The following is a 25,714-nucleotide window of genomic DNA, read 5'->3' as shown; positions in this document are numbered from 1 at the left end:
GGAATCGTCACCTTTTTATACTTTTCCCTTCCCTTGTTGGCCTGAGCGTTCGGTGCAGAATGAATGGGGTACCTTGCATAAATACGATAAAAATCGATTACCGAGGAGTTACCTCATGACTTCCACACCGATTACAGAATCACAGGTCGTACAAGGGGCTATGGATGACCGCCTGTCAGTCCGCGAAAAAATAGGCTACGGCCTGGGTGACGCGGGTGGCACGGTCATTACCTGCCTGATCATGAATTTTCTTACCTTCTTCTACACCGACGTTTTTGGTCTGACGCCTGCGCTCGTTGGCACGCTGTTTATTGCCCTGCGCGTGTTTGATGCCATTTCCGATCCGGTGATGGGGGTGATTGCCGACCGAACACAAAGCCGTTGGGGGCGTTTTCGCCCGTGGCAGCTGTGGGTGGCGCTTCCTGTCGGGGTTATCGGTGTACTGACCTTCACCGTGCCTGACGCCAGCATGGGGGTGAAAATCGCCTGGGCGTTTGGTACCTATCTGCTGTTGTCAGTGGGCTATACCGCCATCAACGTGCCCTACTGCGCACTGATCAACACCATGACCACCCGCCACAGCGAGGTCATCTCCTGCCAGTCATGGCGCTTTGTGCTGTGCGGTGTGGCGGGCTTTTTGGTCTCTGTTGGCCTGCCGTGGCTGGTCGCAGCGCTGGGCGAGGGCAACGCTGCCCGAGGCTATCAACTCGGCGTTGGGGTGTTGTGCGCCATCGCCGTGGTGATGTTCCTCTGCTGCTTCTTCTGGGTGCGTGAGCGCGTCCCGCTGGCGCTGATGGGCAAATTCACCTTACGCGAGCACCTGGCCGGCCTGCGCAACAACGATCAGCTCCTGCTGATGCTGGTGATGTCATTCCTGCTGATCAACGTCTTCAACATTCGTGGCGGCGGCTACATGTACTTCATCACCTACGTGCTCCAGGGCAGTACCGCTTATACCTCGCTGTTCTTCACGATGGTGACCTTTGCGGCCATTCTCGGCGCGGTGATCGTGAATCCCCTTTCTCGCCGGAATGATACCGTCAAACTCTATTACTACACCAACCTCGTGCTGGCCGCGCTCGCGGCGGGAATGTGGTTTCTGCCAGGCGGTCCGGCTCATCAGACGCTCTGGCTGATCGTTATTCTGAGTAACGGCGTCATTCTCGGTTTTACCCTGCCCCTGCACTTCTCGCTGATGGCATTTGCAGATGACTATGGTGAGTGGAAAAACGGGGTACGTTCATCTGGCATGAACTTCGCTTTTAATCTGTTTTTCATCAAGCTCGCCTGGGCGTCCAGCGCCGGGATCATCAGCCTGGTGTTTATCGCCGTCGCCTACCAGCCGGGCGCGGGCAACCAGACGCCAGCCTCGTTGCAGGGAATTACTGCGATGGAGACACTGCTCCCCGCCCTCTTCCACCTGCTGCTGGCGGTCTCAATCCGCTGGTGCAGACTCAACAATCCCATGATGTCGCGCATTGCCACCGATCTGCGCCAGCGTCACGTATCGTCCTGAGGAGAATGACATGTCCATAATGGAAGCCGACCTGCACACACTGAACATCAACGACCCGTTTCTCGGTCAGTATCAGCGGCTGGTGCGTGATGTGGTGATCCCCTACCAGTGGGATGCGCTAAACGATCGCGTTACCGAAGCCGAACCGAGTCACGCCATCACCAACTTCCGCATTGCGGCAGGGCTGGAACAGGGGGAGTTCTATGGGATGGTGTTTCAGGACAGCGACGTGGCGAAATGGCTGGAAGCCGTCGCGTGGTCGTTGTGCCAGAAGCCCGACCCGGAACGTGAAAAAACCGCCGATGAGGTGATTGAGCTGATTGCGGCGGCGCAGTGTGACGATGGCTATCTCAACACCTACTTCACGGTGAAAGCACCCGGCGAGCGCTGGACGAACCTTGCCGAATGCCACGAACTGTACTGCGCCGGACATATGATTGAAGCCGGCGTGGCCTATTTTCAGGGGACCGGAAAACGCCGTCTGCTGGAGGTGGTATGCAAACTGGCGGACCATATCGACCGGGTCTTTGGCCCCGGCGAGGAGCAGCTTCACGGTTATCCGGGCCATCCGGAAATTGAGCTCGCGCTTATGCGGCTTTACGACGTCACTCAGGAACCGCGTTACCTGGCCCTTGTGAAATATTTTATCGACACGCGCGGCACACAGCCTCATTTCTACGATATCGAATATGAGAAACGGGGCCGGACATCGTACTGGAACACGTACGGCCCGGCGTGGATGGTCAAGGACAAAGCCTATAGCCAGGCGCATCAACCGCTTGCCGAACAACACACCGCCATCGGCCACGCGGTTCGATTTGTCTATCTGATGGCGGGCATGGCGCATCTTGCTCGCCTGAGTCATGACGAGGATAGACGCCAGGACTGCCTGCGGCTGTGGAATAACATGGCCCAGCGACAGCTCTATATTACCGGCGGGATCGGCTCGCAAAGCAGTGGCGAAGCCTTCAGCAGCGATTACGATTTGCCTAACGATACGGTATATGCCGAAAGCTGCGCCTCCATTGGCCTGATGATGTTTGCCCGCCGGATGCTGGAGATGGAAGCGGACAGCCAGTACGCCGACGTGATGGAGCGTGCCTTATACAACACGGTACTGAGCGGCATGGCGCTGGACGGTAAACATTTCTTCTATGTGAACCCGCTGGAGGTACACCCTAAAACGCTGGCATTTAATCATGTTTACGACCACGTTAAGCCGGTTCGCCAGCGCTGGTTCGGCTGCGCCTGTTGCCCGCCCAATATCGCCCGCGTGCTCACTTCGCTGGGCCACTATCTCTATACCGTTCGTCAGGACGCGCTCTTTATCAACCTCTATGTGGGGAACGACGTCGCCATACCGGTAGATGAGGGCACCTTACAGCTACGGATTAGCGGTAATTATCCGTGGCAGGAAGAGGTCAACATCGAGGTCACCTCACCTGCCCCGGTGACCCACACGCTGGCACTACGTTTACCGGACTGGTGCGCAAGCCCGGCTGTGTCACTGAACGGCGAAAGTGTCACGGGTGATGTCTCCCGGGGGTATCTGTACCTCACCCGCCGCTGGCAGGAGGGAGATACCCTTACGCTGACCTTACCCATGCCGGTCCGCCGCGTGTACGGTAACCCGCTGGTACGCCAGCAGGCCGGCAAAGTCGCGCTGCAGCGTGGCCCGCTGGTCTACTGCCTGGAAGAGGCCGACAATGGCGCGAACCTGCATAACCTCTCCCTGCCTGAGCAGAGCGAATTTCGGGTCTTTGAAGGAAAAGGGATCTTTGCGCACAAGATACTGATTCAGGCGGAGGGCATCGCGCGTCACGCTGATGAGGAAGGCACGCAGGCACTGTGGCAGTACGATCGCGCCCCGGTGCAGCGCCAGCCCCGGACGTTGACCTTTATTCCGTGGTTCAGCTGGGCAAACCGGGGAGAAGGGGAAATGCGGATTTGGGTGGATGAGGCCTGAAGGCATCTGTCCTGTCAGCCTCACCCCAACCCTCTCCCACAGGCGCGGGAGATAAAAACCGAGGCCGGGTAGGCAATCGCCACCCGGCTTTAGATCAGAAACGCCAGGACATGCCGGTCATCAGCGCGAAACTGTCTTCGCGGTCGATCATCGGACTGTTCTTCACGTCGTCAGGTAACACGGTATAGACCGCGCTGGCGTTGATAAACAGATTCTGGGTTAACTGATATTTAGCCGCGAGACCCACATACGGCGTCCAGCTATCACCTGCGGTGTATTCATTGAGGCCTGAGCGGCGAGACTCATTGCCGGATACGCCGTAGTAGTAATCGTTATAGCTTTCGTCGCTGTAGAAAATACCTACCGATGGCGTCAGCGTCAGACGTTCCATCCGAACCGGACGGAAGTATGAGATTTCACCGATCACGCCGCCGCTCTCATCCATCGCATCACCCGAGACCGCCACTTTCAGCGAGCCCCAGTGTTCATGGCGGTAGTACGCCCCGCCGAGAAACGCTGATGCTTTACGCTCATCGAGGTGTTTCATCTGAGCGTCGTCGTTATCTTCAGGATCAAATCGCAGTGGCATCCACGATGCGGTCATGCTGAATTCATTTTTTTCGTCTTTCCACAGGATCCATCCGCCAGTGGTCTGGCGAATATAAAACCGGTCGCCTTCATAGCTAATTAACGGTACCGCCGTGGTATTTTCGTTATATCCTTTATAAGGCGACTCATTAAATACAGCCCCCGCCCCAAGTGAAAAGTCACCAGCCATTGCAGATGATGTTGCAAATAACGTGGCTGCGATGAGTAAATTGTATTTAATAGTCATTACATGTAATCCATTTAGACGCCAAACAAGCGAGGCGAATAATAATGGTTACAAATTTGCCAATGCAACGCTGCAGTTTATATAATATTATATATAAAAACATATAGATGGGTGCGCATGATGAATAAGTTCCAGCTAAAGCCACGCGAGTTAAAAATTATTTCCGTCATCGCAGCCACCCACAGTATTGGCGATGCCGCCGCCCTGCTGGGTATGGCACAGGCTAACGTCAGTAAATACCTTTCTGATTTTGAAACGCGTGTCGGTCTTAAGGTATTTGAGCGCACGACCCGTCAGCTGGCGCTAACCCAATTTGGCGAAGCGTTACTCCCCTACATTGACGCCACGCTGGATAAAAATAGCCAGCTCATTAATTTCATTGCTGATTATAAGCATGAGAAGCGCGGAAAAGTGACCATTTACGCCCCAACGGGTATCGTGATGTATCTGGCGCGACACGTGATCCATCAGATTGAGGACATCGGTGATATCCGCATCTCGTTAAAAACGTACAACCTGGATCGTAATGAATATTCCGAAGGGGTCTCGTTCCCCGATGATTGCGATATTCTCATTACCTATGCTCAGCCGAAAGATGAAAGTCTGGTCGCCAGTGTGTTAACGAAATATTCCGTCACGGCATTTGCCACAGAAGAATATTTGAAAAACCACCCCTTAACCGGACCTGAAGATTTAATGAATCACTCCTGTATTTTAATAGACTCGATGCTGGTGGATGAGGCGAACATCTGGCGTTTCCGCGTCCACGGTAGTGAGACCGTATATGATTACAGAGTGACCGGAAATTATATTTGCGACAATACGCAGACGGCGCTGGAACTGGCACGAAATAATCTCGGTATTGTTTTTGCGCCGAAAGAAAGCCTGAAAAAAGAGCTTAAGAGTGGTTCTCTGGTTCCCTGCTTCCCCCATCAGGAAGAGTGGTGGCTCGACCTGACGGCGATATTCCGCAAACGTGAATACCAGCCCTGGCGCGTGCAGTACATTCTGGACGGCGTACTGAACTGCCTGCGTCAGCAAATTGCTCAGGCTGCCCAGGGGCAACCTGAGCTGGAGGGTTAGAACAGCCCCAGTGGTTTATCGGAATAACTCACCAGCAGGCATTTCGTCTGCTGATAATGCTCCAGCATCATCTTGTGGGTTTCACGCCCGATGCCCGACTGCTTATAGCCCCCAAAGGCCGCGTGCGCCGGATAAGCATGGTAGCAGTTGGTCCACACGCGCCCGGCCTGAATGCCCCGCCCCATTTTATAAGCCAGATTACCGTTGCGGCTCCAGACGCCAGCCCCGAGGCCATACGGCGTATCGTTAGCAATCTCCAGCGCCTCTTCCATCGTTTTGAAGGTGGTGACGGCCAGCACCGGTCCGAAAATTTCCTCCTGGAAGACGCGCATGTTGTTTTTGCCGAACAGGATCGTCGGCTCCAGGTAATATCCGTCCTGCAGATCGCCGCCCAGCATTTTACGCCGACCGCCGGTCAGGACATCCGCCCCTTCTTTCTTGCCAATATCAATGTAGTTGAGGATAGTGTCCATCTGCCCGTGCGAGACCTGCGCGCCCATCTGGGTCACGTTATCAAGCGGGTTACCGCTGCGGATAGACTCGACGCGGCGAATGGCTCGCTCCATAAAGCGCTCATAGATAGACTCCTGCACCAGCGCGCGGCTTGGGCAGGTACAGACTTCACCCTGGTTAAAGGCAAACAGCGCAAAGCCTTCCAGGGCTTTATCGAAGAAGGCATCCTCTTCCTCCATGACGTCGGCGAAGAAAATGTTCGGCGATTTACCGCCCAGCTCCAGGGTCACTGGAATGATGTTCTGGGTCGCGTACTGCATGATCTGCTGACCCACTTCCGTCGACCCGGTAAACGCGACTTTGGCGATCCGTTTTGAGGTCGCCAGATATTCCCCTATCTCACCCCCCGCACCGTTCACCACGTTAATCACGCCTGGCGGGAGAAGGTCGCCAATGACTTCCATCAGCAGCAGGACTGACTGCGGGGTCAGGCGGGCCGGTTTGAGCACAATGCAGTTACCCGCCGCCAGCGCGGGCGCCATTTTCCAGCTCGCCATCAGCAACGGGAAGTTCCACGGAATGATCTGCCCCACCACGCCCAGCGGTTCGTGGAAGTGGTACGCCACGGTGTCGCTGTCTACCTCGCTAATTCCGCCCTCCTGAGCGCGAATACAGGAGGCAAAATAGCGGAAGTGGTCAATGGCCAGCGGCACGTCTGCCGCCATTGTTTCACGGATTGGCTTGCCGTTATCCCAGGTTTCCGCCGTTGCCAGCAGCTCCAGATTCTGTTCCATCCGGTCAGCGATTTTGAACAATATCGCCGCTCTGTCCTGAACAGAGGTATGCCCCCATTTGTCTTTGGCTTTGTGCGCGGCGTCCAGCGCCAGGTCGATATCCCCCTTGCTGGAGCTGGCTATTTCACACAGCGGCTGGCCGGTAACGGGCGTCAGATTGGAATAGTATTCGCCGCCGACGGGTGCAACCCAGTCGCCGCCGATAAAGTTTTCATAACGGGGCTTCAGCTTGAGGGGAAAACCATACTCGCCAGGCTGGATACGCGATGAGGGAGGATTGTTTGTCATAACCGTCTCCTTGCTGTTGGTGTACAACAAGGGTAGTTCCGGCTGGCGATTTTCTCGCCAGCCGGTAACGGTGTTTACGACGGGGGTCACGGAGTTTCAGGAAATAATAACGAATCCCGCAATAAATGATCGTTGCCACGACGACGGGTAAAGCCGATGCGGTTGAAATATTCCAGGATCTGAATCGCCAGCTTGCGCCCGACGTTCAGCCGATCGCGGAAATCTGCTGCACAGGTCGTGCCTCGCGCCTGATCCAGCTCGCGGATCAGGTTAGCAAACGCCACAATGCGATCGTTACGGTAATAACGATCTTTCACGATCGCGACAATTAACCCCTGCTGCGCCGCATGGCGCAATACCTGGCGCATCACCTGTTCGTCGGTATTCGTTTCACGTGCGAGATCGCGAACCCACCAGGGCTCGTCGCCAAACAGCGGGGCCACTTTCTGCCATATCGCCTCTTGCCCGGCGTTAAACCCGGCTTTGTGATCCGGCAGATGCAGCCAGCCATGGTGGCTTTTTATCAGCCCACTTTCGCGCATGTTTTCAATCAGCAGCAGCACCAGCGCATCGTTTTCCATCGGCAACGCCATGCGTCGCAGGCGTTCACGTCCCGGGCCGGGTTCATCCTGATGTTGTTCATGGTAAGTGGCGAGCGTGGTCAATACCTTGCGCTGCCAGCATGCTGCGACCGGGGCATTCAGTAAATTGTTACCCGCCTGAATAAAACCAGGCTCCTGGGTCAGCAGGCGTAATCCTTCCGCGCTGAGCTGACGAGCCCATGCGAAATCGCTCAGATTGACGGCACCGCGCTCAAGATGAACAAGCAACGCGGCTTTATCATCCGCGGCCTGCGCCAGCGCTCCCAGCCATTGCAGATACTCCGGCTTGCGCTTGCCGCGACGCGGCGGGTTGAGCGTGACCACCCGCGCCCCGGCCAGCGTCTCCCGGGCCGAAATGTCACGCAGTACCAGACGGTCATTATCCGCGAGCCACAGTGGCGAATCGAAAACCAGTTCGGCAAGGTCGTTTTCCAGCAGTGACACGCGCCCGGTGATATGGCTGGCCGCGTGGTGGATATGCAGCGGCTGCCATTGGGTCAGCGGCACATGCGTCTGCAGGGCGACGATCGCCCGCTCAGAAGGCTCTGGCGGTACACCGGCCAGCAGCCAGTCGCCACGGTTAAGCTTCTCTTTTTCCGCATCGCCCGCAATATTGAGCGCGATGCGCTGCCCGGCATGGGCATGCTCTACGGGCTGGTTCTGCGCATGCAAACCGCGCACACGCATCGGGGCGTTGGCACCCGTGAGCCATAAGGTATCGCCCACGTTCACTTCACCGCTCAGCGCGGTACCGGTGACCACCAGCCCCGCGCCTTTAACGGTAAAGGCCCGGTCGATCGCCAGACGGAAACGATGATGGCTGGCATGCTCGCGTGAAGTAAGCTGCTGCAAATGGTGGCAAAGTTCGTCAATACCGCGCCCTTCTGTCGCCACGGTGACGAATAATGGCGCATCGGCAAATCCATACTCCCGCAAGGTCGCCTGCACGGTTTCGCGTACCCCGTTGAGTCGCGCCTCATCGACGCGGTCAGCTTTGGTCAGCGCAACGGTCAGCTGCGGGTTGCCCGTCAGCTGTAAAATTGCCAGATGTTCACGCGTTTGCGCCATCACGCCGTCATCACAGGCCACCACCAGCAGAGCATGATCGATGCCACCGACGCCCGCCAGCATGTTAGAAAGAAACTTCTCGTGTCCCGGTACATCAATAAAACCCAGCACCCGGCCATCAGGCTGAGGCCAGTAGGCATAGCCCAGATCGATGGTCATGCCGCGTTTTTTCTCTTCCGGCAGACGATCGGCATTCACCCCGGTCAGGGCCTGTAATAAGGTGGTTTTTCCGTGGTCGACGTGACCGGCGGTGGCAATAATCATTTCAACAGCATCTCCAGAAATCGCGCTTCATCTTCAAGACAGCGTAGATCCAGCCACATTCGGCCATCGTAAATGCGCCCGATAACCGGTGCTGGCAAGGCACGCCAGCGCGCCGACAAAGCGTCAAGCTGGCTGCCGCGTCCGTCACGGGGTGTAAATGTGAGCGCCGCGCTGGGCAGCCTGTCCACCGGCAGTGAACCGCTGCCGATCTGCGACTGACAAGCTTCAAGGCGCATGTCAAAATCGGGGTAGTGCGGCGCAACGTGTGGCAATAGCAGTTCACCCTGGGCGCGAATTGAGGCGGCATCACGGGCCAGCAGGCGCAGCGTGGGCAGACGTTCAGCCAGTTTTTCCGGGTGGAGATAAAGGCGCAGCGTCGCTTCCAGCGCAGCAAGCGTCATTTTATCGGCTCGCAGTGCACGCTTGAGCGGGTGCTGCTGCAGCTTCGCAATAAGCGCACGTTTACCCACGATAATCCCCGCCTGCGGTCCGCCAAGCAGTTTGTCGCCGGAGAAACTCACGAGACTGACGCCCGCCGCAATCATCTCCTGCGGCATGGGCTCTTTTGGCAGACCGTACTGGCTCAGATCGACCAGCGAACCGCTACCGAGGTCGGCCACCACCGGCACACCCAGCTCACGGCCCAGCTCCGCCAGCTCCGCCTCTTCAACGGTTTTGGTGAATCCGGCTATCTGATAATTACTGGTGTGAACCTTCATCAGCAGCCCGGTATTTTCATTCACTGCCGCGCGATAATCTTTTGCATGCGTGCGGTTGGTGGTGCCCACTTCATGCAGGGTACAGCCCGCCTGGCGCATAACATCCGGAATGCGAAACGCACCGCCAATCTCGACCAGCTCGCCACGGGAAACCACCACCTCTTTACCGCTGGCGGTCGCTGCCAGCATTAATAGTACCGCCGCCGCGTTGTTATTCACGATGCAGGCATCTTCTGCGCCGGTCAGCTCGCAGAGCAGGTCCGCCAGCGCCCGATCGCGATGTCCGCGCCCTGCGCCGTCCAGATCGTACTCAAGCGTCACGGGGGAACGCATGGCCTGCACGACCGCAGCGACGGCCTCTTCTGCCTGTTGAGCGCGACCAAGGTTGGTGTGCAGCACGGTTCCCGTCAGGTTGATGACCGGGCGTAACGCGCTTTGTGCTTTCTCCTCGAGCCTCAGCTCCACTTCCTGCCCCCACGCCGCACACCAGTCCGGCAATGCATTTTCTGTCTGAATATGGCTGCGGGCTTCGTCCTGAAGCAGACGTAATATTTCAACCGTCGCGGTATGGCCGAACCGCGCAACGGCAGCATGCACGCGCGGCTCGCGAAGAAGACGGTCGGTTGCAGGGATCTGGCTGTACAGGGAGTGATGAGTTGTCATGAAAGCGCCTGGCGAGTAAATATCATCCCCCCTCCCGACGGGAGAGGGAGTCAACATAAGAAGGGATTGTACCGCCTCCTGCTGCGAAGTGTTATAACCCGCATCAAGCCTTTGGCGGTTCGGTACGGGCAAAGCTCTCGCGCTGAAAGAGTGTTTCTGCAAGCTTCACCAGCAACGGACGGTCGACGCACCAGCCGGGGGAAACGCGGCGGAAATTGAGATAACCGATGGCGCAGGCAATGGCTATCGTCGCCAGGTTCAGACTATCGGGTTGAATTTTTCCCTCCCGGATAAGCTGTTCGCACCAGTCCAGGCTGCGGCTGATTTTTTCACGCTGGCGTAACAGTTCCGTTTCAGACTGCTGAGCGGCGGGTCTTGCCTGCTCGCGTACGGACGTTAACGCCGCATCCATAATACCGTCGGCCAGCGCTTCAATTTGCTTCATTGCCAGCGCCGCGTTTGGATCGGCCGGTAACATCGCCGGGGCCACGCCGAGCAGCTCGATGTACTCCGCAATAATGGGGGAATCAAACCAGTACTGGCCTTCGTCTGTTACCAGCGCCGGCACTTTTCCCAGCGGGTTGTACTGCGCCACACCGTTTTCAGCGTGATAAGGCTGTTCATTGACGAACTCGAATTCAATCCCTTTCTCCAGCAGGAGAATCGAGATTTTTCGCACGAAGGGACTGGTGTAGCTGCCGATAAGTTTCATTGCCTGATCCTTGATGCCGAAAAAAGTCAGTATGGATCAAGCGATGAAAAAAGGGCAGGTATGCGTGTCGCATTCCTGCCCTGAAGGGGTTAGTGATCGAGATAGAGGTAGTGCATCCAGCTGGTCATACGCAGCAGCACCTTACGCATTACCGAGACGTGAGCAAAGTGATCCGAATAGACCGCCACCTGAGCATAAATGCCGTCGGGCAGCGCATCGACATCAGCATTCGGCTCCAGCTCGATAGTGCCTAATACGCCATCGGTGCCAGGGATCACGGTCAGCGACTGCAGCGCACCCTGCGCCTGGTATGACCCCCCCGGCACCACCGGCAGAATACTGGTGAGCTTGCCGGAGAAGACCTGGCCCGGCAGCGCGTTGAAGACCACTTCCGCTTCGTCGCCCGGCTTCAGACGCAGCAGCGAGTTCTGACGGAACTGGGCCACAATCTGGCGTTTCTGTTCAGGAATAAAGACCATGACCGGGCGCAGCGGCAGCGCGGCAGCATAGGTCCCCGGACGAATCAGCACCTGCGTGATATAGCCATTGCTCGGCGCACGCACCACGGTCTGATCCAGGTTGTATTTCGCTTCAGCAAGCTGAGCACGCAGGGAAGCAACCTGGGATTGCTCACCGTTGACCATACTGTCTAACTGACTTTGTATTTGCGTCTGTTCAGCCACCGAGCCTTTTACCAGCGCATCCTGCGCCAGATAGTTTTGCCGTGCGTTGTCGATATCGCTTTCAGAGAACGGGTTAACCTTTGCCCGGCTGCCCTTCAGGTAGCGCTGGTAATCTTTATACAGGCGGTCACGTTCAGCGGACACGCGCGTGGTATTGGCGACCGCTTCCGCAAGCTGCGCTTTGAGATTGTCGATATTGTGCGTGGCGGTGACCAGGTCGGCCTGCAGTCTGTCGACGCGCGCCTGATAGCGGCCCGGATCAAGTTTAAATAACACTTCGCCTTTTTTAATTAGCTGGTTATTTTTATCGGTAACTTCACTCACTACCCCAGTAACCTGCGGCGTAATCGGAATGGAAATAACCGCTTTTTGCGCCGTAAAGGTATAGGGATGGTTATAGTTCATCAACAGGATAAGCCCGGCGACAATAAACACCCCACCTAATGTTGCGGTCGCGAGGGTCCACTGGTTTACCGGAATACGGAATATTTTAAAAATGGCCCAGGCAAAGGCCACATAGGTCAAAATAATCAGCAGATCCATGATTAGTGCTCCAGCGTGTTCTTGTCAGCCGTGGGAGGTACTGCTGCCAGTTTTTGTTCTAATTCGGCCACACGTTTAGTCAGAGCATCCATACCCGGGACCTCATCAGGTTTTGAGATGTGGTTCTGCATCCCCCAGCCGCGATCTTCGCGGTACAACGTGGCCCAAATCCACAGGAACGGCCAAATCGCATGGAGCGTAAACAGGCTAATCCATCCCGCCGTATGAATGGCATCCGCATGGGGATGATTCCGTTTTTTGGCCATATTATAAGGAATATCATGGATGGCGATGATTCCGTAAAAAAGAACCAGAAATACAAAAATCAATACGCCCAGCGCAAAATAGTTGAGAAACATATTCTCCTCACTTAAACAACGTCAACTCATTAAATTAATAAAACGGTACGCAACCTAATTAATTTTTTATAAATACGAGGTGTACTTATATTCCAGAGCCGGGGAGTATCGTTTTTTATAATATCTCCATGCAAGTTTATAAGCGTGTCAAAATATATCCTGAATAATAATAGACTTAACCTTACAATATGAGCGTAACGTACCTTATTGCTTTTCGCCATACCACACATGAAAAGTCATTTTTTAGCTTTATGTGTGACTTCATGACATCCTGGCGTTGAATCGCCAGGCAGAATTTGTCGCCGATCACATCCGGAGAATTCTGCATAAAAATTTTTTGTGAAATTAATCACAATCCAGAAACAAACTCACGACAACCAAATGTGATTTACATCACAGAAGTGGGTGGTTTTTGCTTTATTTATCGCCATCGTATTTTTTTTATCCACCATTTTTGTGATGAAGATCACTTCATTCATGTCTGCACCCCCTACATTTACGTGATTCATATCACACAAATTTCCGTCGTCTGGACAGTTGAACGATTCAGTGCCAGATTTCACAGCATCAGAACAGGGCCCGGCTACCTCTGCCGCCTCATTAACAATAAACCTCGGGCCGCAAGCCTAAGCGTAAACAGAAGAAGGGGTGTTTTATGTCATCCGATTTCAAGATCAAAGTTCAAAGCTTTGGTCGTTTCCTCAGCAATATGGTGATGCCAAATATCGGCGCGTTTATCGCGTGGGGTATCATCACTGCGTTGTTCATTCCGACAGGGTGGTTGCCTAACGAAACGCTGGCGAAACTTGTTGGCCCAATGATTACCTACCTGCTGCCGCTGCTTATCGGGTTTACCGGTGGTCGTCTGGTGGGTGGAGACCGTGGTGGCGTTGTGGGTGCCATCACGACGATGGGGGTTATCGTCGGTGCGGATATGCCGATGTTCCTCGGTGCAATGATTGCGGGCCCTCTGGGCGGCTGGGCAATTAAGAAATTCGACGTCTGGGTTGATGGCAAGATCAAATCCGGCTTCGAAATGCTGGTGAACAACTTCTCTGCGGGCATCATCGGTATGATCCTCGCGATTCTGGCGTTCCTCGGCATTGGCCCTGCGGTTGAAGTGCTGTCCAAAGTTCTGGCGGCAGGCGTTAACTTCATGGTTGCGCACGACATGTTGCCGCTGGCGTCTATCTTTGTTGAACCGGCGAAAATCCTGTTCCTCAACAACGCCATTAACCACGGTATCTTCTCACCGCTGGGCATTCAGCAGTCTCATGACCTCGGCAAGTCCATCTTCTTCCTGATTGAAGCCAACCCGGGCCCGGGCATGGGTGTTCTGCTGGCGTACATGTTCTTTGGTCGCGGCAGTGCGAAACAGTCTGCGGGCGGTGCGGCTATCATCCACTTCCTGGGCGGTATCCACGAAATTTACTTCCCTTACGTGCTGATGAACCCACGTCTGATCCTGGCCGTTATCCTCGGCGGTATGACGGGCGTGTTCACCCTGAGCGTGCTGGGCGGTGGTCTGGTTTCTCCGGCCTCTCCAGGCTCCATCCTGGCGGTCCTGGCGATGACCCCGAAAGGTGCCTATTTCGCTAACATCGCAGCCATCTGTGCGGCAATGGCCGTCTCCTTCGTGGTCTCTTCTATCCTGCTGAAAACCAGCAAAGTGAAAGAAGATGACGATATCGAAGCGGCAACCCGTCGTATGCATGACATGAAAGCCGAATCAAAAGGCGCCACGCCGCTGGCGGCGGGCGATGTCTCTAACGACCTGAGCCACGTACGTAAAATCATCGTGGCCTGTGATGCAGGTATGGGTTCCAGCGCCATGGGTGCCGGCGTGCTGCGTAAGAAAGTGCAGGATGCGGGTCTGACCAACATCTCCGTCACCAACAGCGCCATCAACAGCCTGCCTGCAGATGTTGACCTGGTGATTACGCACCGCGATCTGACCGAACGTGCGATGCGTCAGGTTCCTCAGGCACAGCACATTTCGCTGACCAACTTCCTGGACAGCGGCCTGTACACCAACCTGACCGAACGCCTGGTGGCCGCACAGCGTCATGAAGATAACGAAGTCAAAGTCCGCGACAGCCTGAAAGACAGCTTTGACGCGAACGACAGCCACCTGTTCCGCCTGGGCGCAGAAAACATCTTCCTGGGCCGCACGGCGTCCCACAAGGAAGAGGCGATTCGCTTTGCCGGTGAACAGCTGGTGAAAGGCGGCTACGTGCAGCCTGAATACGTTGACGCGATGCTGGAGCGTGAAAAGCTGACTCCAACCTATCTGGGTGAATCCATTGCGGTTCCACACGGTACGGTTGAAGCGAAAGACCGCGTACTGAAAACCGGCGTGGTGTTCTGCCAGTATCCGGATGGTGTACGCTTCGGTGAAGAAGAAGACGACATCGCCCGCCTGGTGATTGGTATCGCCGCTCGCAACAACGAGCACATCCAGGTGATTACCAGCCTGACCAACGCGCTGGATGACGACTCTGTCATTGAACGTCTGGCCAACACCACCAGCGTGGAAGAAGTGCTGGCGCTGTTGAACAAGTAACGGAACCTCTTCCCTCTCCCCTGTGGGGAGAGGGTTAGGGTGAGGGCCAAGCCTCACCCCAGCCCTCTCGGGTAAAAACATTGATTAAGGTTAATACTATGAAAGCATTACATTTTGGCGCAGGTAATATCGGTCGTGGCTTTATCGGTAAACTGCTGGCAGACGCAGGCATTACGCTGACATTCGCCGATGTGAATCAGGTAGTCCTGGATGCCCTGAATGCCCGTCATAGCTATCAGGTACACGTGGTAGGCGAAAACGAGCAGGTTGAGACGGTGTCTGGCGTTAATGCGGTAAGCAGCATTGGCGAAGACGTTATCGACCTCATCGCCAGTGTCGATCTGGTGACCACGGCCGTTGGCCCGGTGGTGCTTGAGCGCATTGCCCCTGCGGTGGCGAAAGGCCTGGCAAAACGTAAAGCGCAGGGCATCGACACACCGCTGAACATCATCGCCTGTGAAAACATGGTGCGCGGCACCACGCAGCTGAAAGGCCATGTGCTCGCCGCCGTCGCGGACGAAGATAAAGCCTGGGTGGAAGCGCACGTCGGCTTTGTGGATTCCGCCGTTGACCGTATCGTTCCGCCGTCAGAATCCGCCACCCACGATCCGCTGGAAGTGACCGTGGAAACCTTCAGCGAGTGGATCGTTGATAAAACCCAGTTTAAAGGCGCGCTGCCAACCATTCCGGGGATGGAATTAACCGATAACCTGATGGCCTTTGTCGAACGTAAACTCTTCACGCTGAACACCGGGCATGCTATAACCGCGTACCTCGGAAAATTGGCCGGTCATCAGACCATTCGTGACGCGATCCTCGATGAGAGCATCCGTGCGGTGGTTAAAGGGGCAATGGAAGAGAGCGGCGCGGTGCTGATCAAACGCTACGGTTTTGATGCTGAGAAACATGCAGCATACATCCAGAAAATCCTCGGTCGTTTTGAAAACCCGTATCTGAAAGATGACGTTGAGCGCGTAGGCCGTCAGCCACTGCGTAAACTGAGCGCGGGCGATCGCCTGATTAAACCGCTGCTGGGCACGCTGGAGTATGATCTTGCGCACGCCAACCTGGTGAAAGGGATTGCGGCCGCGATGCATTACCGCAGCGAACAGGATCCACAGGCGCAGGAGCTGGCTCAGCTGATTAACGATAAAGGCCCGCAGGGTGCGCTGGCGCAGATCTCTGGTCTGGATGCCAACAGCGACGTGGTTGTGGAGGCGGTGAACGCTTACAACGCAATCAAATGATGCAGAGTGCGGCGCAGGATAGCCTGCGCCCAAATAACAGATTGTCAGATATGCAGGCAATAATGGAACAAACCCAGGCCTTTGAAAATCGCGTGCTTGAGCGTCTGAATGCTGGCAAAACCGTACGAAGTTTCCTGATTGCCGCCGTCGAGTTGCTAACCGAGGCGGTGAATATTCTGGTACTTCAGGTGTTTCGCAAAGACGACTACGCGGTAAAATATGCTGTAGAACCGTTACTGGACGGAGACGGACCGCTGGGCGATTTATCGGTACGTCTGAAGTTGATTTATGGTCTTGGCGTGTTGAACCGACAAGAGTATGAAGATGCCGAGCTGCTGATGGCGCTGCGCGAAGAGTTAAATCATGACGGTAATGAGTACACCTTTACCGATGATGAGATCCTTGGCCCCTTCGGCGAGCTACACTGCGTCACCGCGCTTCCCCCTGCTCCCCATTTTGATAACAGTGACCCTGAGCTGTACGCGATGCAAAAGCTGCGTTATCAACAGGTTGTCCGTTCCACAATGGTCCTTTCCCTGACTGAGCTGATTTCCCGAATCAGCTTAAAAAAAGCGTTTCAGAAGTAAGCCTGCTCACATTGGTGTATCCTTCCCTGTAAATTCCCCGTTTTCAGAGTTATTTGTCATGAAAGAAGTCGAAAAGAACGAAATTAAACGCCTGAGCGACCGCCTGGATCTGATCCGCCACCAGATGGCTGGTCTCTCGCTGGTTGAGTCCGCCGAGAAGTATGCCGAGCTGGAGAAAGAGAGTGAGAAGCTTGAAGCGGAAATCGAGCGTCTGCGCGAAGTCAAAGGCCAGAAGCTGAGCAACGAAGCCCAAAAGCTGTTGAGCATGCCGCACCGTCGCGCCATCACTAAAAAAGAGCAGGCCGACATGGGCAAGCTGAAGAAAAGCGTCCGTGGCCTGGTGGTGGTTCATCCCATGACCGAGCTTGGTCGCGAAATGGGTCTGAAAGAGATGACGGGTTTTTGTAAGACCGCGTTTTGATCGTCCCCCGCCCTCTCTCCCAGGCGAGAGGGCGAAAACCACACCGCGTCGCCCCCCTCACCGCTTAAAATTGGCCCAACCAATCTCCCGGTAATCACTTTCCTGGTTCACAATTCCACTAATTCCCCTCACAAAATCATTGCTGACTCATAACAACTGGTTAACCATTTATTGTCATTCACCCTACAACACAATATTGGCAGGACCACTTTTACACAGTTTGTGACGCAGAGATGAGCGGAGACTCACCCGCTACGCAGACTGTCTGGTCCTCAGGAGACCTGCATGAGCCTCTGGCAACAAAACTACGATCCGGCTGGCAATATCTGGCTGTCGAGCCTGATCGCATCGCTTCCGATCCTGTTCTTCTTCTTTGCGCTGATTAAGCTCAAGCTGAAGGGATACCTGGCCGCGACGTACACCGTTGCCATTGCGCTGATGGTGGCACTGTTCTTCTATAAAATGCCGGTCGATCGCGCGCTGGCCTCCGTCGTCTATGGTTTCTTCTACGGCCTGTGGCCGATTGCGTGGATCATCATCGCGGCGGTCTTTGTCTACAAAATCTCGGTGAAAACCGGGCAGTTCGACATTATCCGCTCATCGATACTTTCCATTACCCCGGACCAGCGTTTGCAGATGCTGATTGTCGGTTTCTCCTTCGGGGCTTTTCTGGAAGGGGCGGCCGGGTTTGGCGCACCGGTTGCCATCACCGCGGCGCTGTTAGTCGGGCTGGGGTTCAACCCGCTTTACGCCGCAGGTCTTTGTCTGATCGTTAACACCGCGCCGGTGGCGTTTGGTGCGATGGGGATCCCGATTCTGGTCGCCGGGCAGGTCACCGGTCTGGACAGCTTTGAAATTGGCCAGATGGTTGGCCGTCAGCTGCCGTTCCTGACCATCATCGTGCTGTTCTGGATCATGGCGATTATGGATGGCTGGCGCGGCGTGAAAGAGACATGGCCTGCGGTGGTCGTCGCTGGCGGCTCGTTTGCCATTGCCCAGTATCTCAGCTCGAATTTCCTCGGCCCCGAATTGCCGGACATTATCTCTTCACTGGTGTCGCTGGTCTGCCTGACGCTGTTCCTGAAACGCTGGCAGCCGGTACGCATCTTCCGTTTCGCCGATATGGGTGCTTCACACGTCGATCAAACCCTGGCACGTACCGGTTATACCGCGGGACAAATCATTCGCGCATGGTCTCCGTTCCTGTTCCTGACCGCCACGGTTACGCTCTGGAGTATTCCACCGTTTAAGGCCCTGTTCGCACCGGGTGGCGCACTGTATGAGATGGTCATTAACATCTCCGTGCCGTTCCTCGACAAGATGGTCGCCCGTATGCCGCCCGTGGTGCACGCCGCCACGCCGTATGCCGCGGTGTATAAATTTGACTGGTTCTCAGCAACCGGCACCGCAATACTGTTTGCCGCTATCCTGTCTGTGGTGTGGTTACGCATGAAGCCAGCGGCTGCAGTACAGACTTTTGCGGCTACCATTAAGGAGCTGATGCTGCCGATCTACTCCATCGGCATGGTGCTGGCGTTCGCGTTTATCTCGAACTATTCCGGCCTGTCATCGACACTGGCGCTTGCGCTGGCGCATACCGGCCACGCCTTCACGTTCTTCTCGCCGTTCCTCGGCTGGCTGGGGGTGTTCCTGACCGGTTCAGATACCTCATCTAACGCCCTGTTTGCGGCCCTGCAGGCGACGGCAGCCCAGCAGATTGGCGTGTCGGACATCCTTCTGGTGGCCGCCAATACTACCGGCGGCGTGACCGGCAAGATGATCTCACCGCAATCCATCGCCATTGCCTGTGCGGCGGTGGGACTGGTCGGTAAAGAGTCGGACCTGTTCCGCTTTACCGTGAAACACAGCCTGATATTCACCTGTATGGTCGGGGTGATCACGACCCTGCAGGCCTATGTCTTAACCTGGATGATCCCATGATAGTCATGCCCAGACGCCTGTCCGACGAGATTGCCTCTCGCGTACGGGCGCTGATTGAAGAACAACAGCTAGAAGCGGGCATGAAATTGCCCGCCGAGCGCCAGTTCGCCGCCCAACTGGGTGTATCTCGTAACTCACTGCGCGAGGCGCTGGCGACGCTGGTCAGCGAAGGGGTACTGGTAAGCCGTCGGGGCGGCGGCACCTTTGTCCGCTGGCAGCACGATGACTGGTCCGAGCAAAACATCGTGCAGCCGCTTAAAACACTGATGGAAAACGACCCGGACTACAGCTTCGACATCATTGAAGCGCGGCACGCCATCGAAACCAGTACCGCCTGGCATGCGGCCATGCGGGCCACTGAAGCCGACAAAGAGAAGCTCAAAGCCTGCTTTGACGCCACCCAAAGCAGCGACCCGGACATCGCCTCGCAGGCGGACGTGCGGTTTCATCTGGCGATTGCTGAAGCGTCGCACAACGTCGTTCTGCTCCAGACCATGCGCGGTTTCTTCGACCTGTTGCAATCCTCCGTGAAGCAGAGCCGCCAGCGTATGTATCTGGTCCCGCCGGTATTTGCCCAACTGACCGAACAGCACGAGGCGGTACTCAACGCCATTCTGGCCGGGGATGCAGAGGCCGCGCGCAAAGCGATGATGGCGCATCTGGGGTTCGTGCACACCACCATTAAACGATTCGATGAAGATCAGGCCCGACAGGCGCGTATTACTCGTCTGCCTGGCGACAGTGATATTTCCAGGGAGAACAAAGCATGATTATTTCAGCAGCCAGTGACTATCGCGCCGCAGCGCAGCGCATTTTGCCGCCGTTCCTGTTCCACTATATCGACGGTGGGGCATATGCCGAATACACCCTGCGCCGCAACGTGGAAGATCTGTCGGAAGTGGCGCTGCGCCAGCGCGTGCTGAAAGATATGTCTGAGCTGAGCCTTGAGACAACGCTGTTTAACGAAACGCTTTCCATGCCGGTGGCCCTTGCACCAGTCGGTTTGTGCGGCATGTACGCCCGCCGGGGTGAAGTCCAGGCGGCAGGGGCAGCGGATGCTAAAGGTATTCCGTTTACCCTCTCCACCGTCTCCGTCTGCCCGATTGAAGAAGTGGCCCCGACCCTCCAGCGTCCGATGTGGTTCCAGCTGTACGTCCTGCGCGATCGCGGCTTTATGCGCAACGCGCTGGAGCGTGCCAAAGCCGCGGGCTGTTCAACGCTGGTCTTTACCGTTGATATGCCGACGCCTGGTGCCCGTTACCGCGATGCCCACTCCGGGATGAGCGGCCCAAATGCTGCCCTGCGTCGCTACTGGCAGGCGGTAACGCACCCGCAATGGGCCTGGGATGTCGGTGTGAATGGTCGCCCGCACGATCTGGGGAATATCTCGGCCTATCTCGGTAAACCCACCGGGCTGGAAGATTACATCGGCTGGCTGGCGAATAATTTCGATCCGTCCATCTCGTGGAAAGACCTGGAGTGGATCCGCGAATTCTGGGATGGCCCGATGGTGATCAAAGGGATCCTCGACCCGGAAGATGCCCGCGATGCCGTGCGCTTTGGCGCTGACGGTATTGTGGTCTCTAACCACGGCGGACGTCAGCTTGACGGGGTACTCTCTTCCGCACGCGCACTGCCGGCGATTGCCGATGCGGTGAAAGGTGATATCGCTATCCTCGCCGACAGCGGTATCCGCAACGGGCTTGACGTGGTGCGTATGATTGCCCTTGGCGCAGACAGCGTATTGCTCGGACGCGCATATCTTTATGCACTGGCTACGGCTGGTCAGGCAGGGGTGGCGAATCTGCTCAACCTGATCGAAAAAGAGATGAAAGTGGCGATGACGTTGACCGGCGCAAAAACGATTCGCGAAATCAGCAAGGACTCCCTGGTGCAGGAGTTGGGTAAATTACCCGCCGCACTGGCACCGCTTGCCCAGGGTGACGCAGCCTGACGCCCGTCTGATACCCCTTCCCCTCTCCTCGCGTCCGAACTCCCCTCGGGCGCTTTTTTTTGTCAAAAATAACATCCAGGTAACATATTGGATAAGAAAATTTGACATACCTGTGCCGCACGCAATTGTATAGACAAGCAAATACAAGAACACAAAAACACCATCACATCAGAGGGGAGCGTATGAGATATTCAGGTCAGGTGGATATTCAGCAGGTGATCGACGACAGTCCCTTTTCCGGGTTTCACTGGGTGCTCATCGTGCTGGGCTTTCTGGTGCTGGCGATCGATGGTTTCGATACCGCAGCAATGGGCTACATTGCGCCCACGCTGTCGGCAGAATGGGGCATACACAAACAGGATCTGGGACCGGTACTGAGCGCAGCACTGCTCGGGCTGTCGCTGGGAGCGCTGGTCGCAGGCCCGGTATCGGACCGGATAGGCCGCAAGCGCGTACTGGTCTTTTCTTGTCTGTTCTTCGGCCTTTCAAGCCTGGGGACGGCCTGGGCACAAAGCCTTAACACCCTGACGCTATGGCGGTTTCTGACGGGTCTGGGGCTGGGTGCCGCCATGCCGAACGCCATCACCCTCATCTCAGAGTTTGCCCCTCAGCGCTGTCGCGCCATGGCGATTAATACCATGTACTGCGGCTTCCCGCTGGGCGCGGCCGGCGGTGGGGCGATATCATCCTGGCTTATCCCGCATCATGGCTGGCGAAGCGTACTGCTGACCGGCGCGATAGCACCGCTGATATTAACGCTGCTGCTGATGCTGTTTTTACCGGAATCGGTAAAGTACCTGGTGCAGCGCGGGAAAGACATGATGCAGATCCGCCGTATCGCCAGCCGTTTCGCCCGCACGACCCTCGATGGCGTCACCGGTTTCTTCCTCGCAGAGGATCGGGTCGCCGCCAAAAAAGGGAGCGTAGCACAGCTGTTCTCACAGCCCTGGCTGCCCGGCACCCTGATGCTATGGGTAACCTATTTTATGGGGCTGGTGATTTATTACGTCCTGCTTAGCTGGATGCCGACACTGATGCTGGGGATGGGCTATCCCCTCGCGGAATCCGCATGGCTCACCTCGCTGTTCACCTTCGGCGGTACCGCAGGCATCCTTCTCGCGGGCTGGATGATGGATCGCTGGGAGGCACACAAAGTGGTCGCAGGTGGCTTTGTCCTGACCATGCTGCTCATTCTGGCGCTCGGCATTGAACATAACCATATCGCCCTGTTTGGCGGCTTGATTTTCCTGATGGGGATCGCGATGAACGGCGCGCAATCGGGAATGCAGACGCTGGCAGCCACCTTTTATCCTACCGAGTGTCGCGCAACGGGCATTGCCTGGATGCAGGGCATTGGCCGCTTTGGTGGCGTGGCGGGCACCATGACCAGCGCGCAGCTTCTCTCCATGCAGTGGCAGGCAGACAGTATTTTGATGATCCTTAGCCTGCCCGCCCTGCTGGCGGCCGCGGCAACCTTCTACAAAATGCTGCGTTGCCGCTCGCAGGATCTCGGCGTCGCATAAGCGGCCCGGTTTCTGCTATTCTGCCCCCGCAATTAAGGGGGCAGCATGCTTAACATCGTTTTATTCGAACCAGAAATTCCGCCGAATACCGGCAATATTATCCGCCTGTGCGCCAACACCGGTTTTCGTCTGCATATCATCGAGCCGATGGGTTTTACGTGGGACGACAAACGTCTGCGCCGCGCGGGGCTGGATTATCATGAATTTACGGCCGTGGTTCGCCATCATGATTACGCCGCGTTTCTGGAAAGCGAAAACCCGCAGCGCATGTTCGCCCTGACCACCAAAGGTACGCCGGCACATAGCGCCGTGCGCTATCAGGACGGTGATTATCTGATGTTTGGCCCGGAAACGCGCGGCCTGCCGGCCACCATTCTTGATGCCCTGCCCGCTGAGCAGAAGATTCGTATTCCGATGATGCCGGACAGCCGCAGCATGAACCTGTCAAATGCGGTGTCGGTGGTGGTGTATGAAGCATGGCGCCAGCTGGGATACCCGGGCGCCATTCTCAGAAGTTAAATACCGTCACCATACTCAAACGTATGGTGAATACCGTTGAAGTGCTGATCCATATCCATCGACGGTTTGTCGCTGTCTGGTTTACCGACAATACGTGCCGGTACGCCAGCGGCAGTCGTGTGCGGCGGAACAGGCTGCAGAACAACCGAACCGGCGCCAATCTTCGCACCACGACCCACTTCGATGTTGCCGAGGATCTTGGCGCCCGCGCCAATCATCACCCCTTCACGGATTTTCGGATGGCGATCGCCGCTGGTTTTACCGGTACCGCCTAACGTGACCGACTGCAGAATCGAAACGTCATCTTCAATCACCGCGGTTTCACCGACGACAATGCCGGTGGCGTGGTCAAGCATGATCCCGCGGCCAATTTTCGCGGCCGGGTGAATATCCACCTGGAAGGTCACGGAAACCTGGTTTTGCAGGAAGATAGCCAGCGCGCGGCGGCCTTCATTCCACAGCCAGTGGCCGATGCGATACGCCTGCAAGGCATGAAAGCCCTTCAGATACAGCAACGGCGTAGAGTATTTGTCCACCGCCGGGTCACGCGTGCGCACGGCCTGGATATCACAGGCGGCAGAAGCGATCATTTCAGGGTCAGCGGCATAGGCCTCTTCCACCACTTCACGAATGGCGATGGCGGGCATAATCGAGGAAGCCAGTTTATTGGCGAGCATATAGCTCAGGGCGCTGCCGAGGTTTTCGTGCTTGAGTAGCGTCGCATGATAGAAACTGGCCAGCATTGGCTCGCAGTCAGCCAAAGCCCGGGCTTCAGCTTTAATATTGTTCCAGACGATATCCAGTTCTTCACACGGCATTGCTTACTCCAGACGACATGTTAATGACCGGCCAGTTCTGTGCTGGCCGGGTCATAGTGCTAACAAGAATCCCTGCGACTAGTTACTGCTGCGCTCATCCTTGCGCGAACGACCTAATAAGGTCAATGCTGCCTCGCGCGCATTTTTTCCGCAATACAATACCTGATAAATTTCCTCGGTTATTGGCATTTCGACACCAAAACGGTGCGCCAATTCGCGAACTTCTTTGGTATTGCGATAGCCTTCAACCACCTGACCAATCTTCTCCTGCGCGCCTTTCACATCCATGCCCTCACCGAGCATCATGCCAAAGCGGCGGTTACGGGACTGGTTGTCGGTACAGGTCAGCACCAGATCGCCCAGGCCCGCCATGCCCATGAAGGTGGTCGGATCGGCACCCAGTGCTGCGCCAAGGCGGGACATCTCGGTTAAGCCGCGCGTAATCAGTGCGGTACGTGCGTTGGCACCAAAGCCAATCCCGTCGGACATTCCGGCGCCGATCGCAATCACGTTCTTCACCGCACCGCCCAGCTGTACGCCGATAAAATCGGGGTTGCTGTAAACGCGGAAGCTTTTACCGCAGTGCAGCAGATGCTGAAGATCGTCGGAGAAGGCCTGATCGGTTGATGCCAGCGAGATCGCCGTCGGCAGGCCAGCGGCCAGCTCTTTAGCAAACGTCGGCCCCGAGATAACCGCCAGCGGGATGTCATCACCCAGCGCTTCGCGGGCGACATCCTGCAACAGGCGTCCGGTTTCGGCTTCCAGCCCTTTGGTGGCCCATACAATGCGCGCATCAGGGCGCATCAGCGGCTTGATCTGACGCAGCACTTCGCCAAACACATGGCTCGGCACCACAATCAGAATGTTGCGGCTGGCCGCCAGCGCGGTCGCAAGGTCACTTTCAAGGTGCAGGGAGTCTGGGAACGGAACGTCCGGGAGGAACGCCACGTTGCAACGGTCGCGTTGCAGCGTCGCGATATGTTTTGGGTCGTGGCCCCAGAGAACCACTTCGTGACCATTTCTTGCCAGCGTGATGGCAAGAGCGGTGCCGTATGAGCCGGCACCGATCACAGTCATTGACGCATTAAGAGTGCTCATCAGGCATCCTGATGTTGTTCAGTACCTTCGCCAGCTTGCTGCTGCAGATAGTTCATGAACAGCGCATCAAAGTTAACTGGCGCAAGGTTCAGTTGCGGGAATGTACCGCGAGAAACCAGGCTGGTGATGCATTCGCGAGCATACGGGAACAGAATGTTCGGGCAGTATGCACCCAGGCAGTGCGCCATCTGGTTGCCTTCGATGCCGCCGATGGAGAAGATGCCGCCCTGCTGAACTTCACACAGGAATGCAGTCTCTTCGCCCAGAGAGGCAGTAACAGTCACACGCAGTACGACTTCATACACGTCATCCGCCAGTTGGGTAGATGCGGTATCAAGATCAAGTTTAACCTCTGGCTGCCAATCTTTCTGGAAAACGTGTGGCGCATTTGGCGCTTCGAAAGAGACATCCTTGGTGTAGATACGCTGGATCTGGAAAGTCATTTCGGTGTTGTTTTGTTCTGACATGGAAAAACCCTTTTTAATTGTCCTAAAG

General features: G+C 56.1%; 22 protein-coding genes. 12 read left to right on the top strand and 10 right to left on the bottom strand.

All coding sequences use genetic code 11. The features are described 5' to 3' along the window. The first annotated feature begins 115 nt into the window (after positions 1-115). The gene (locus tag ACN9MQ_RS00755; RefSeq protein ID WP_032679341.1) at positions 116-1,516 is read left to right on the top strand and encodes an MFS transporter; all 1,401 of its coding nucleotides are present in this window, start codon (positions 116-118) and stop codon (positions 1,514-1,516) included. Between the two features lie 10 nt (positions 1,517-1,526). Beyond that, entirely contained in the window at positions 1,527-3,482 is a 1,956-nt protein-coding gene (locus ACN9MQ_RS00750; RefSeq protein ID WP_426021481.1) for a glycoside hydrolase family 127 protein, read from the top strand. A gap of 94 nt (positions 3,483-3,576) precedes the next feature. Here ACN9MQ_RS00750 and ACN9MQ_RS00745 read toward each other — a convergent pair whose 3' ends face one another. Beyond that, positions 3,577-4,317, bottom strand: a complete 741-nt coding sequence (locus tag ACN9MQ_RS00745; protein WP_014168097.1) for a MipA/OmpV family protein — start codon at positions 4,315-4,317, stop codon at positions 3,577-3,579. A 117-nt stretch (positions 4,318-4,434) separates the two neighbouring features. Here ACN9MQ_RS00745 and ACN9MQ_RS00740 point away from each other — a divergent pair, with 117 nt between their 5' ends. Continuing rightward, a complete protein-coding gene (locus tag ACN9MQ_RS00740) occupies positions 4,435-5,400 on the top strand; it encodes a LysR family transcriptional regulator (protein WP_059305611.1) in 966 nt (321 codons plus the stop codon). Here ACN9MQ_RS00740 and exaC read toward each other — a convergent pair. From exaC to ACN9MQ_RS00710, 6 genes are all read right to left on the bottom strand, one after another. Continuing rightward, positions 5,397-6,935: an acetaldehyde dehydrogenase ExaC gene (gene exaC / locus ACN9MQ_RS00735; protein WP_426021482.1), complete on the bottom strand. Its 1,539-nt coding sequence runs from the start codon at positions 6,933-6,935 to the stop codon at positions 5,397-5,399. The two genes, ACN9MQ_RS00740 and exaC, sit on opposite strands and share 4 nt — an antisense overlap. Before the next feature lie 86 nt (positions 6,936-7,021). Continuing rightward, positions 7,022-8,869, bottom strand: coding sequence for a selenocysteine-specific translation elongation factor (gene selB, locus ACN9MQ_RS00730; protein ID WP_049023115.1), 1,848 nt, complete (start codon positions 8,867-8,869; stop codon positions 7,022-7,024). Next, complete coding sequence (gene selA / locus ACN9MQ_RS00725) at positions 8,866-10,251, bottom strand: L-seryl-tRNA(Sec) selenium transferase (RefSeq protein WP_426262674.1); 1,386 nt, start codon at positions 10,249-10,251, stop codon at positions 8,866-8,868. Before selA ends, selB begins: the two co-directional genes overlap by 4 nt. A gap of 103 nt (positions 10,252-10,354) precedes the next feature. Beyond that, positions 10,355-10,963 carry a glutathione S-transferase gene (locus ACN9MQ_RS00720; RefSeq protein ID WP_032679336.1) on the bottom strand — a complete coding sequence of 203 codons (609 nt, stop codon included), beginning with the start codon at positions 10,961-10,963 and terminating at the stop codon, positions 10,355-10,357. 89 nt (positions 10,964-11,052) lie between these two features. Further along, positions 11,053-12,189 carry an HlyD family secretion protein gene (locus ACN9MQ_RS00715; RefSeq protein ID WP_014168091.1) on the bottom strand — a complete coding sequence of 379 codons (1,137 nt, stop codon included), beginning with the start codon at positions 12,187-12,189 and terminating at the stop codon, positions 11,053-11,055. 2 nt (positions 12,190-12,191) lie between these two features. Next, positions 12,192-12,548, bottom strand: a complete 357-nt coding sequence (locus tag ACN9MQ_RS00710) for a DUF3302 domain-containing protein (RefSeq protein WP_014168090.1) — start codon at positions 12,546-12,548, stop codon at positions 12,192-12,194. A gap of 655 nt (positions 12,549-13,203) precedes the next feature. Here ACN9MQ_RS00710 and ACN9MQ_RS00705 point away from each other — a divergent pair. The 9 genes from ACN9MQ_RS00705 (at position 13,204) to trmL (ending at position 23,303) form a co-directional block, all read left to right on the top strand. Then, positions 13,204-15,111 (top strand): PTS mannitol transporter subunit IICBA, encoded by a 1,908-nt coding sequence (locus tag ACN9MQ_RS00705; RefSeq protein WP_014168089.1) that lies wholly within the window; start codon positions 13,204-13,206, stop codon positions 15,109-15,111. 98 nt (positions 15,112-15,209) lie between these two features. After that, positions 15,210-16,358, top strand: a complete 1,149-nt coding sequence (gene mtlD, locus ACN9MQ_RS00700; protein WP_044858417.1) for a mannitol-1-phosphate 5-dehydrogenase — start codon at positions 15,210-15,212, stop codon at positions 16,356-16,358. Further along, positions 16,358-16,945: a mannitol operon repressor MtlR gene (gene mtlR, locus ACN9MQ_RS00695; protein WP_025206446.1), complete on the top strand. Its 588-nt coding sequence runs from the start codon at positions 16,358-16,360 to the stop codon at positions 16,943-16,945. Before mtlD ends, mtlR begins: the two co-directional genes overlap by 1 nt. Before the next feature lie 58 nt (positions 16,946-17,003). Then, complete coding sequence (locus tag ACN9MQ_RS00690; protein ID WP_014168086.1) at positions 17,004-17,366, top strand: YibL family ribosome-associated protein; 363 nt, start codon at positions 17,004-17,006, stop codon at positions 17,364-17,366. Between the two features lie 285 nt (positions 17,367-17,651). After that, on the top strand, positions 17,652-19,307 hold the full coding sequence (gene lldP, locus ACN9MQ_RS00685) for an L-lactate permease (protein WP_032680001.1): 1,656 nt from the start codon (positions 17,652-17,654) through the stop codon (positions 19,305-19,307). Then, positions 19,304-20,077 (top strand): transcriptional regulator LldR, encoded by a 774-nt coding sequence (lldR, locus tag ACN9MQ_RS00680; RefSeq protein ID WP_044858573.1) that lies wholly within the window; start codon positions 19,304-19,306, stop codon positions 20,075-20,077. The genes lldP and lldR overlap by 4 nt, the downstream gene beginning before the upstream one ends. Then, on the top strand, positions 20,074-21,261 hold the full coding sequence (lldD, locus tag ACN9MQ_RS00675) for an FMN-dependent L-lactate dehydrogenase LldD (protein WP_014168083.1): 1,188 nt from the start codon (positions 20,074-20,076) through the stop codon (positions 21,259-21,261). The genes lldR and lldD overlap by 4 nt, the downstream gene beginning before the upstream one ends. Positions 21,262-21,443: 182 nt before the next feature. Beyond that, positions 21,444-22,784, top strand: a complete 1,341-nt coding sequence (locus tag ACN9MQ_RS00670) for an MFS transporter (protein ID WP_025206448.1) — start codon at positions 21,444-21,446, stop codon at positions 22,782-22,784. Between the two features lie 45 nt (positions 22,785-22,829). Then, positions 22,830-23,303: a tRNA (uridine(34)/cytosine(34)/5-carboxymethylaminomethyluridine(34)-2'-O)-methyltransferase TrmL gene (gene trmL, locus ACN9MQ_RS00665; protein WP_014168081.1), complete on the top strand. Its 474-nt coding sequence runs from the start codon at positions 22,830-22,832 to the stop codon at positions 23,301-23,303. Here trmL and cysE read toward each other — a convergent pair. The 3 genes from cysE to secB form a co-directional block, all read right to left on the bottom strand. Further along, positions 23,300-24,121, bottom strand: coding sequence for a serine O-acetyltransferase (cysE, locus tag ACN9MQ_RS00660; RefSeq protein WP_008502718.1), 822 nt, complete (start codon positions 24,119-24,121; stop codon positions 23,300-23,302). The two genes, trmL and cysE, sit on opposite strands and share 4 nt — an antisense overlap. Before the next feature lie 78 nt (positions 24,122-24,199). Continuing rightward, positions 24,200-25,219, bottom strand: a complete 1,020-nt coding sequence (gene gpsA / locus ACN9MQ_RS00655; RefSeq protein ID WP_014168080.1) for an NAD(P)H-dependent glycerol-3-phosphate dehydrogenase — start codon at positions 25,217-25,219, stop codon at positions 24,200-24,202. Then, positions 25,219-25,686: a protein-export chaperone SecB gene (gene secB / locus ACN9MQ_RS00650; protein ID WP_014168079.1), complete on the bottom strand. Its 468-nt coding sequence runs from the start codon at positions 25,684-25,686 to the stop codon at positions 25,219-25,221. The genes gpsA and secB overlap by 1 nt, the downstream gene beginning before the upstream one ends. Positions 25,687-25,714 lie beyond the last annotated feature (28 nt).

The organism is Enterobacter sp. R-25 (assembly GCF_049913205.1).
Taxonomy (GTDB): domain Bacteria; phylum Pseudomonadota; class Gammaproteobacteria; order Enterobacterales; family Enterobacteriaceae; genus Enterobacter; species Enterobacter ludwigii.
Note: the sequence above shows the minus strand (reverse complement) of the source record. Positions and strands in the feature narration are given on the sequence as shown.

Excerpts from the sequence above, each read along its gene's own strand:
- ACN9MQ_RS00755 (WP_032679341.1), top strand. The coding sequence starts at position 116 with ATGACTTCCACACCGATTACAGAATCACAGGTCGTACAAGGGGCTATG.
- ACN9MQ_RS00750 (WP_426021481.1), top strand. The coding sequence starts at position 1,527 with ATGTCCATAATGGAAGCCGACCTGCACACACTGAACATCAACGACCCG.
- ACN9MQ_RS00745 (WP_014168097.1), bottom strand. The coding sequence starts at position 4,317 with ATGACTATTAAATACAATTTACTCATCGCAGCCACGTTATTTGCAACA.
- ACN9MQ_RS00740 (WP_059305611.1), top strand. The coding sequence starts at position 4,435 with ATGATGAATAAGTTCCAGCTAAAGCCACGCGAGTTAAAAATTATTTCC.
- exaC (WP_426021482.1), bottom strand. The coding sequence starts at position 6,935 with ATGACAAACAATCCTCCCTCATCGCGTATCCAGCCTGGCGAGTATGGT.
- selB (WP_049023115.1), bottom strand. The coding sequence starts at position 8,869 with ATGATTATTGCCACCGCCGGTCACGTCGACCACGGAAAAACCACCTTA.
- selA (WP_426262674.1), bottom strand. The coding sequence starts at position 10,251 with ATGACAACTCATCACTCCCTGTACAGCCAGATCCCTGCAACCGACCGT.
- ACN9MQ_RS00720 (WP_032679336.1), bottom strand. The coding sequence starts at position 10,963 with ATGAAACTTATCGGCAGCTACACCAGTCCCTTCGTGCGAAAAATCTCG.
- ACN9MQ_RS00715 (WP_014168091.1), bottom strand. The coding sequence starts at position 12,189 with ATGGATCTGCTGATTATTTTGACCTATGTGGCCTTTGCCTGGGCCATT.
- ACN9MQ_RS00710 (WP_014168090.1), bottom strand. The coding sequence starts at position 12,548 with ATGTTTCTCAACTATTTTGCGCTGGGCGTATTGATTTTTGTATTTCTG.
- ACN9MQ_RS00705 (WP_014168089.1), top strand. The coding sequence starts at position 13,204 with ATGTCATCCGATTTCAAGATCAAAGTTCAAAGCTTTGGTCGTTTCCTC.
- mtlD (WP_044858417.1), top strand. The coding sequence starts at position 15,210 with ATGAAAGCATTACATTTTGGCGCAGGTAATATCGGTCGTGGCTTTATC.
- mtlR (WP_025206446.1), top strand. The coding sequence starts at position 16,358 with ATGCAGAGTGCGGCGCAGGATAGCCTGCGCCCAAATAACAGATTGTCA.
- ACN9MQ_RS00690 (WP_014168086.1), top strand. The coding sequence starts at position 17,004 with ATGAAAGAAGTCGAAAAGAACGAAATTAAACGCCTGAGCGACCGCCTG.
- lldP (WP_032680001.1), top strand. The coding sequence starts at position 17,652 with ATGAGCCTCTGGCAACAAAACTACGATCCGGCTGGCAATATCTGGCTG.
- lldR (WP_044858573.1), top strand. The coding sequence starts at position 19,304 with ATGATAGTCATGCCCAGACGCCTGTCCGACGAGATTGCCTCTCGCGTA.
- lldD (WP_014168083.1), top strand. The coding sequence starts at position 20,074 with ATGATTATTTCAGCAGCCAGTGACTATCGCGCCGCAGCGCAGCGCATT.
- ACN9MQ_RS00670 (WP_025206448.1), top strand. The coding sequence starts at position 21,444 with ATGAGATATTCAGGTCAGGTGGATATTCAGCAGGTGATCGACGACAGT.
- trmL (WP_014168081.1), top strand. The coding sequence starts at position 22,830 with ATGCTTAACATCGTTTTATTCGAACCAGAAATTCCGCCGAATACCGGC.
- cysE (WP_008502718.1), bottom strand. The coding sequence starts at position 24,121 with ATGCCGTGTGAAGAACTGGATATCGTCTGGAACAATATTAAAGCTGAA.
- gpsA (WP_014168080.1), bottom strand. The coding sequence starts at position 25,219 with ATGAGCACTCTTAATGCGTCAATGACTGTGATCGGTGCCGGCTCATAC.
- secB (WP_014168079.1), bottom strand. The coding sequence starts at position 25,686 with ATGTCAGAACAAAACAACACCGAAATGACTTTCCAGATCCAGCGTATC.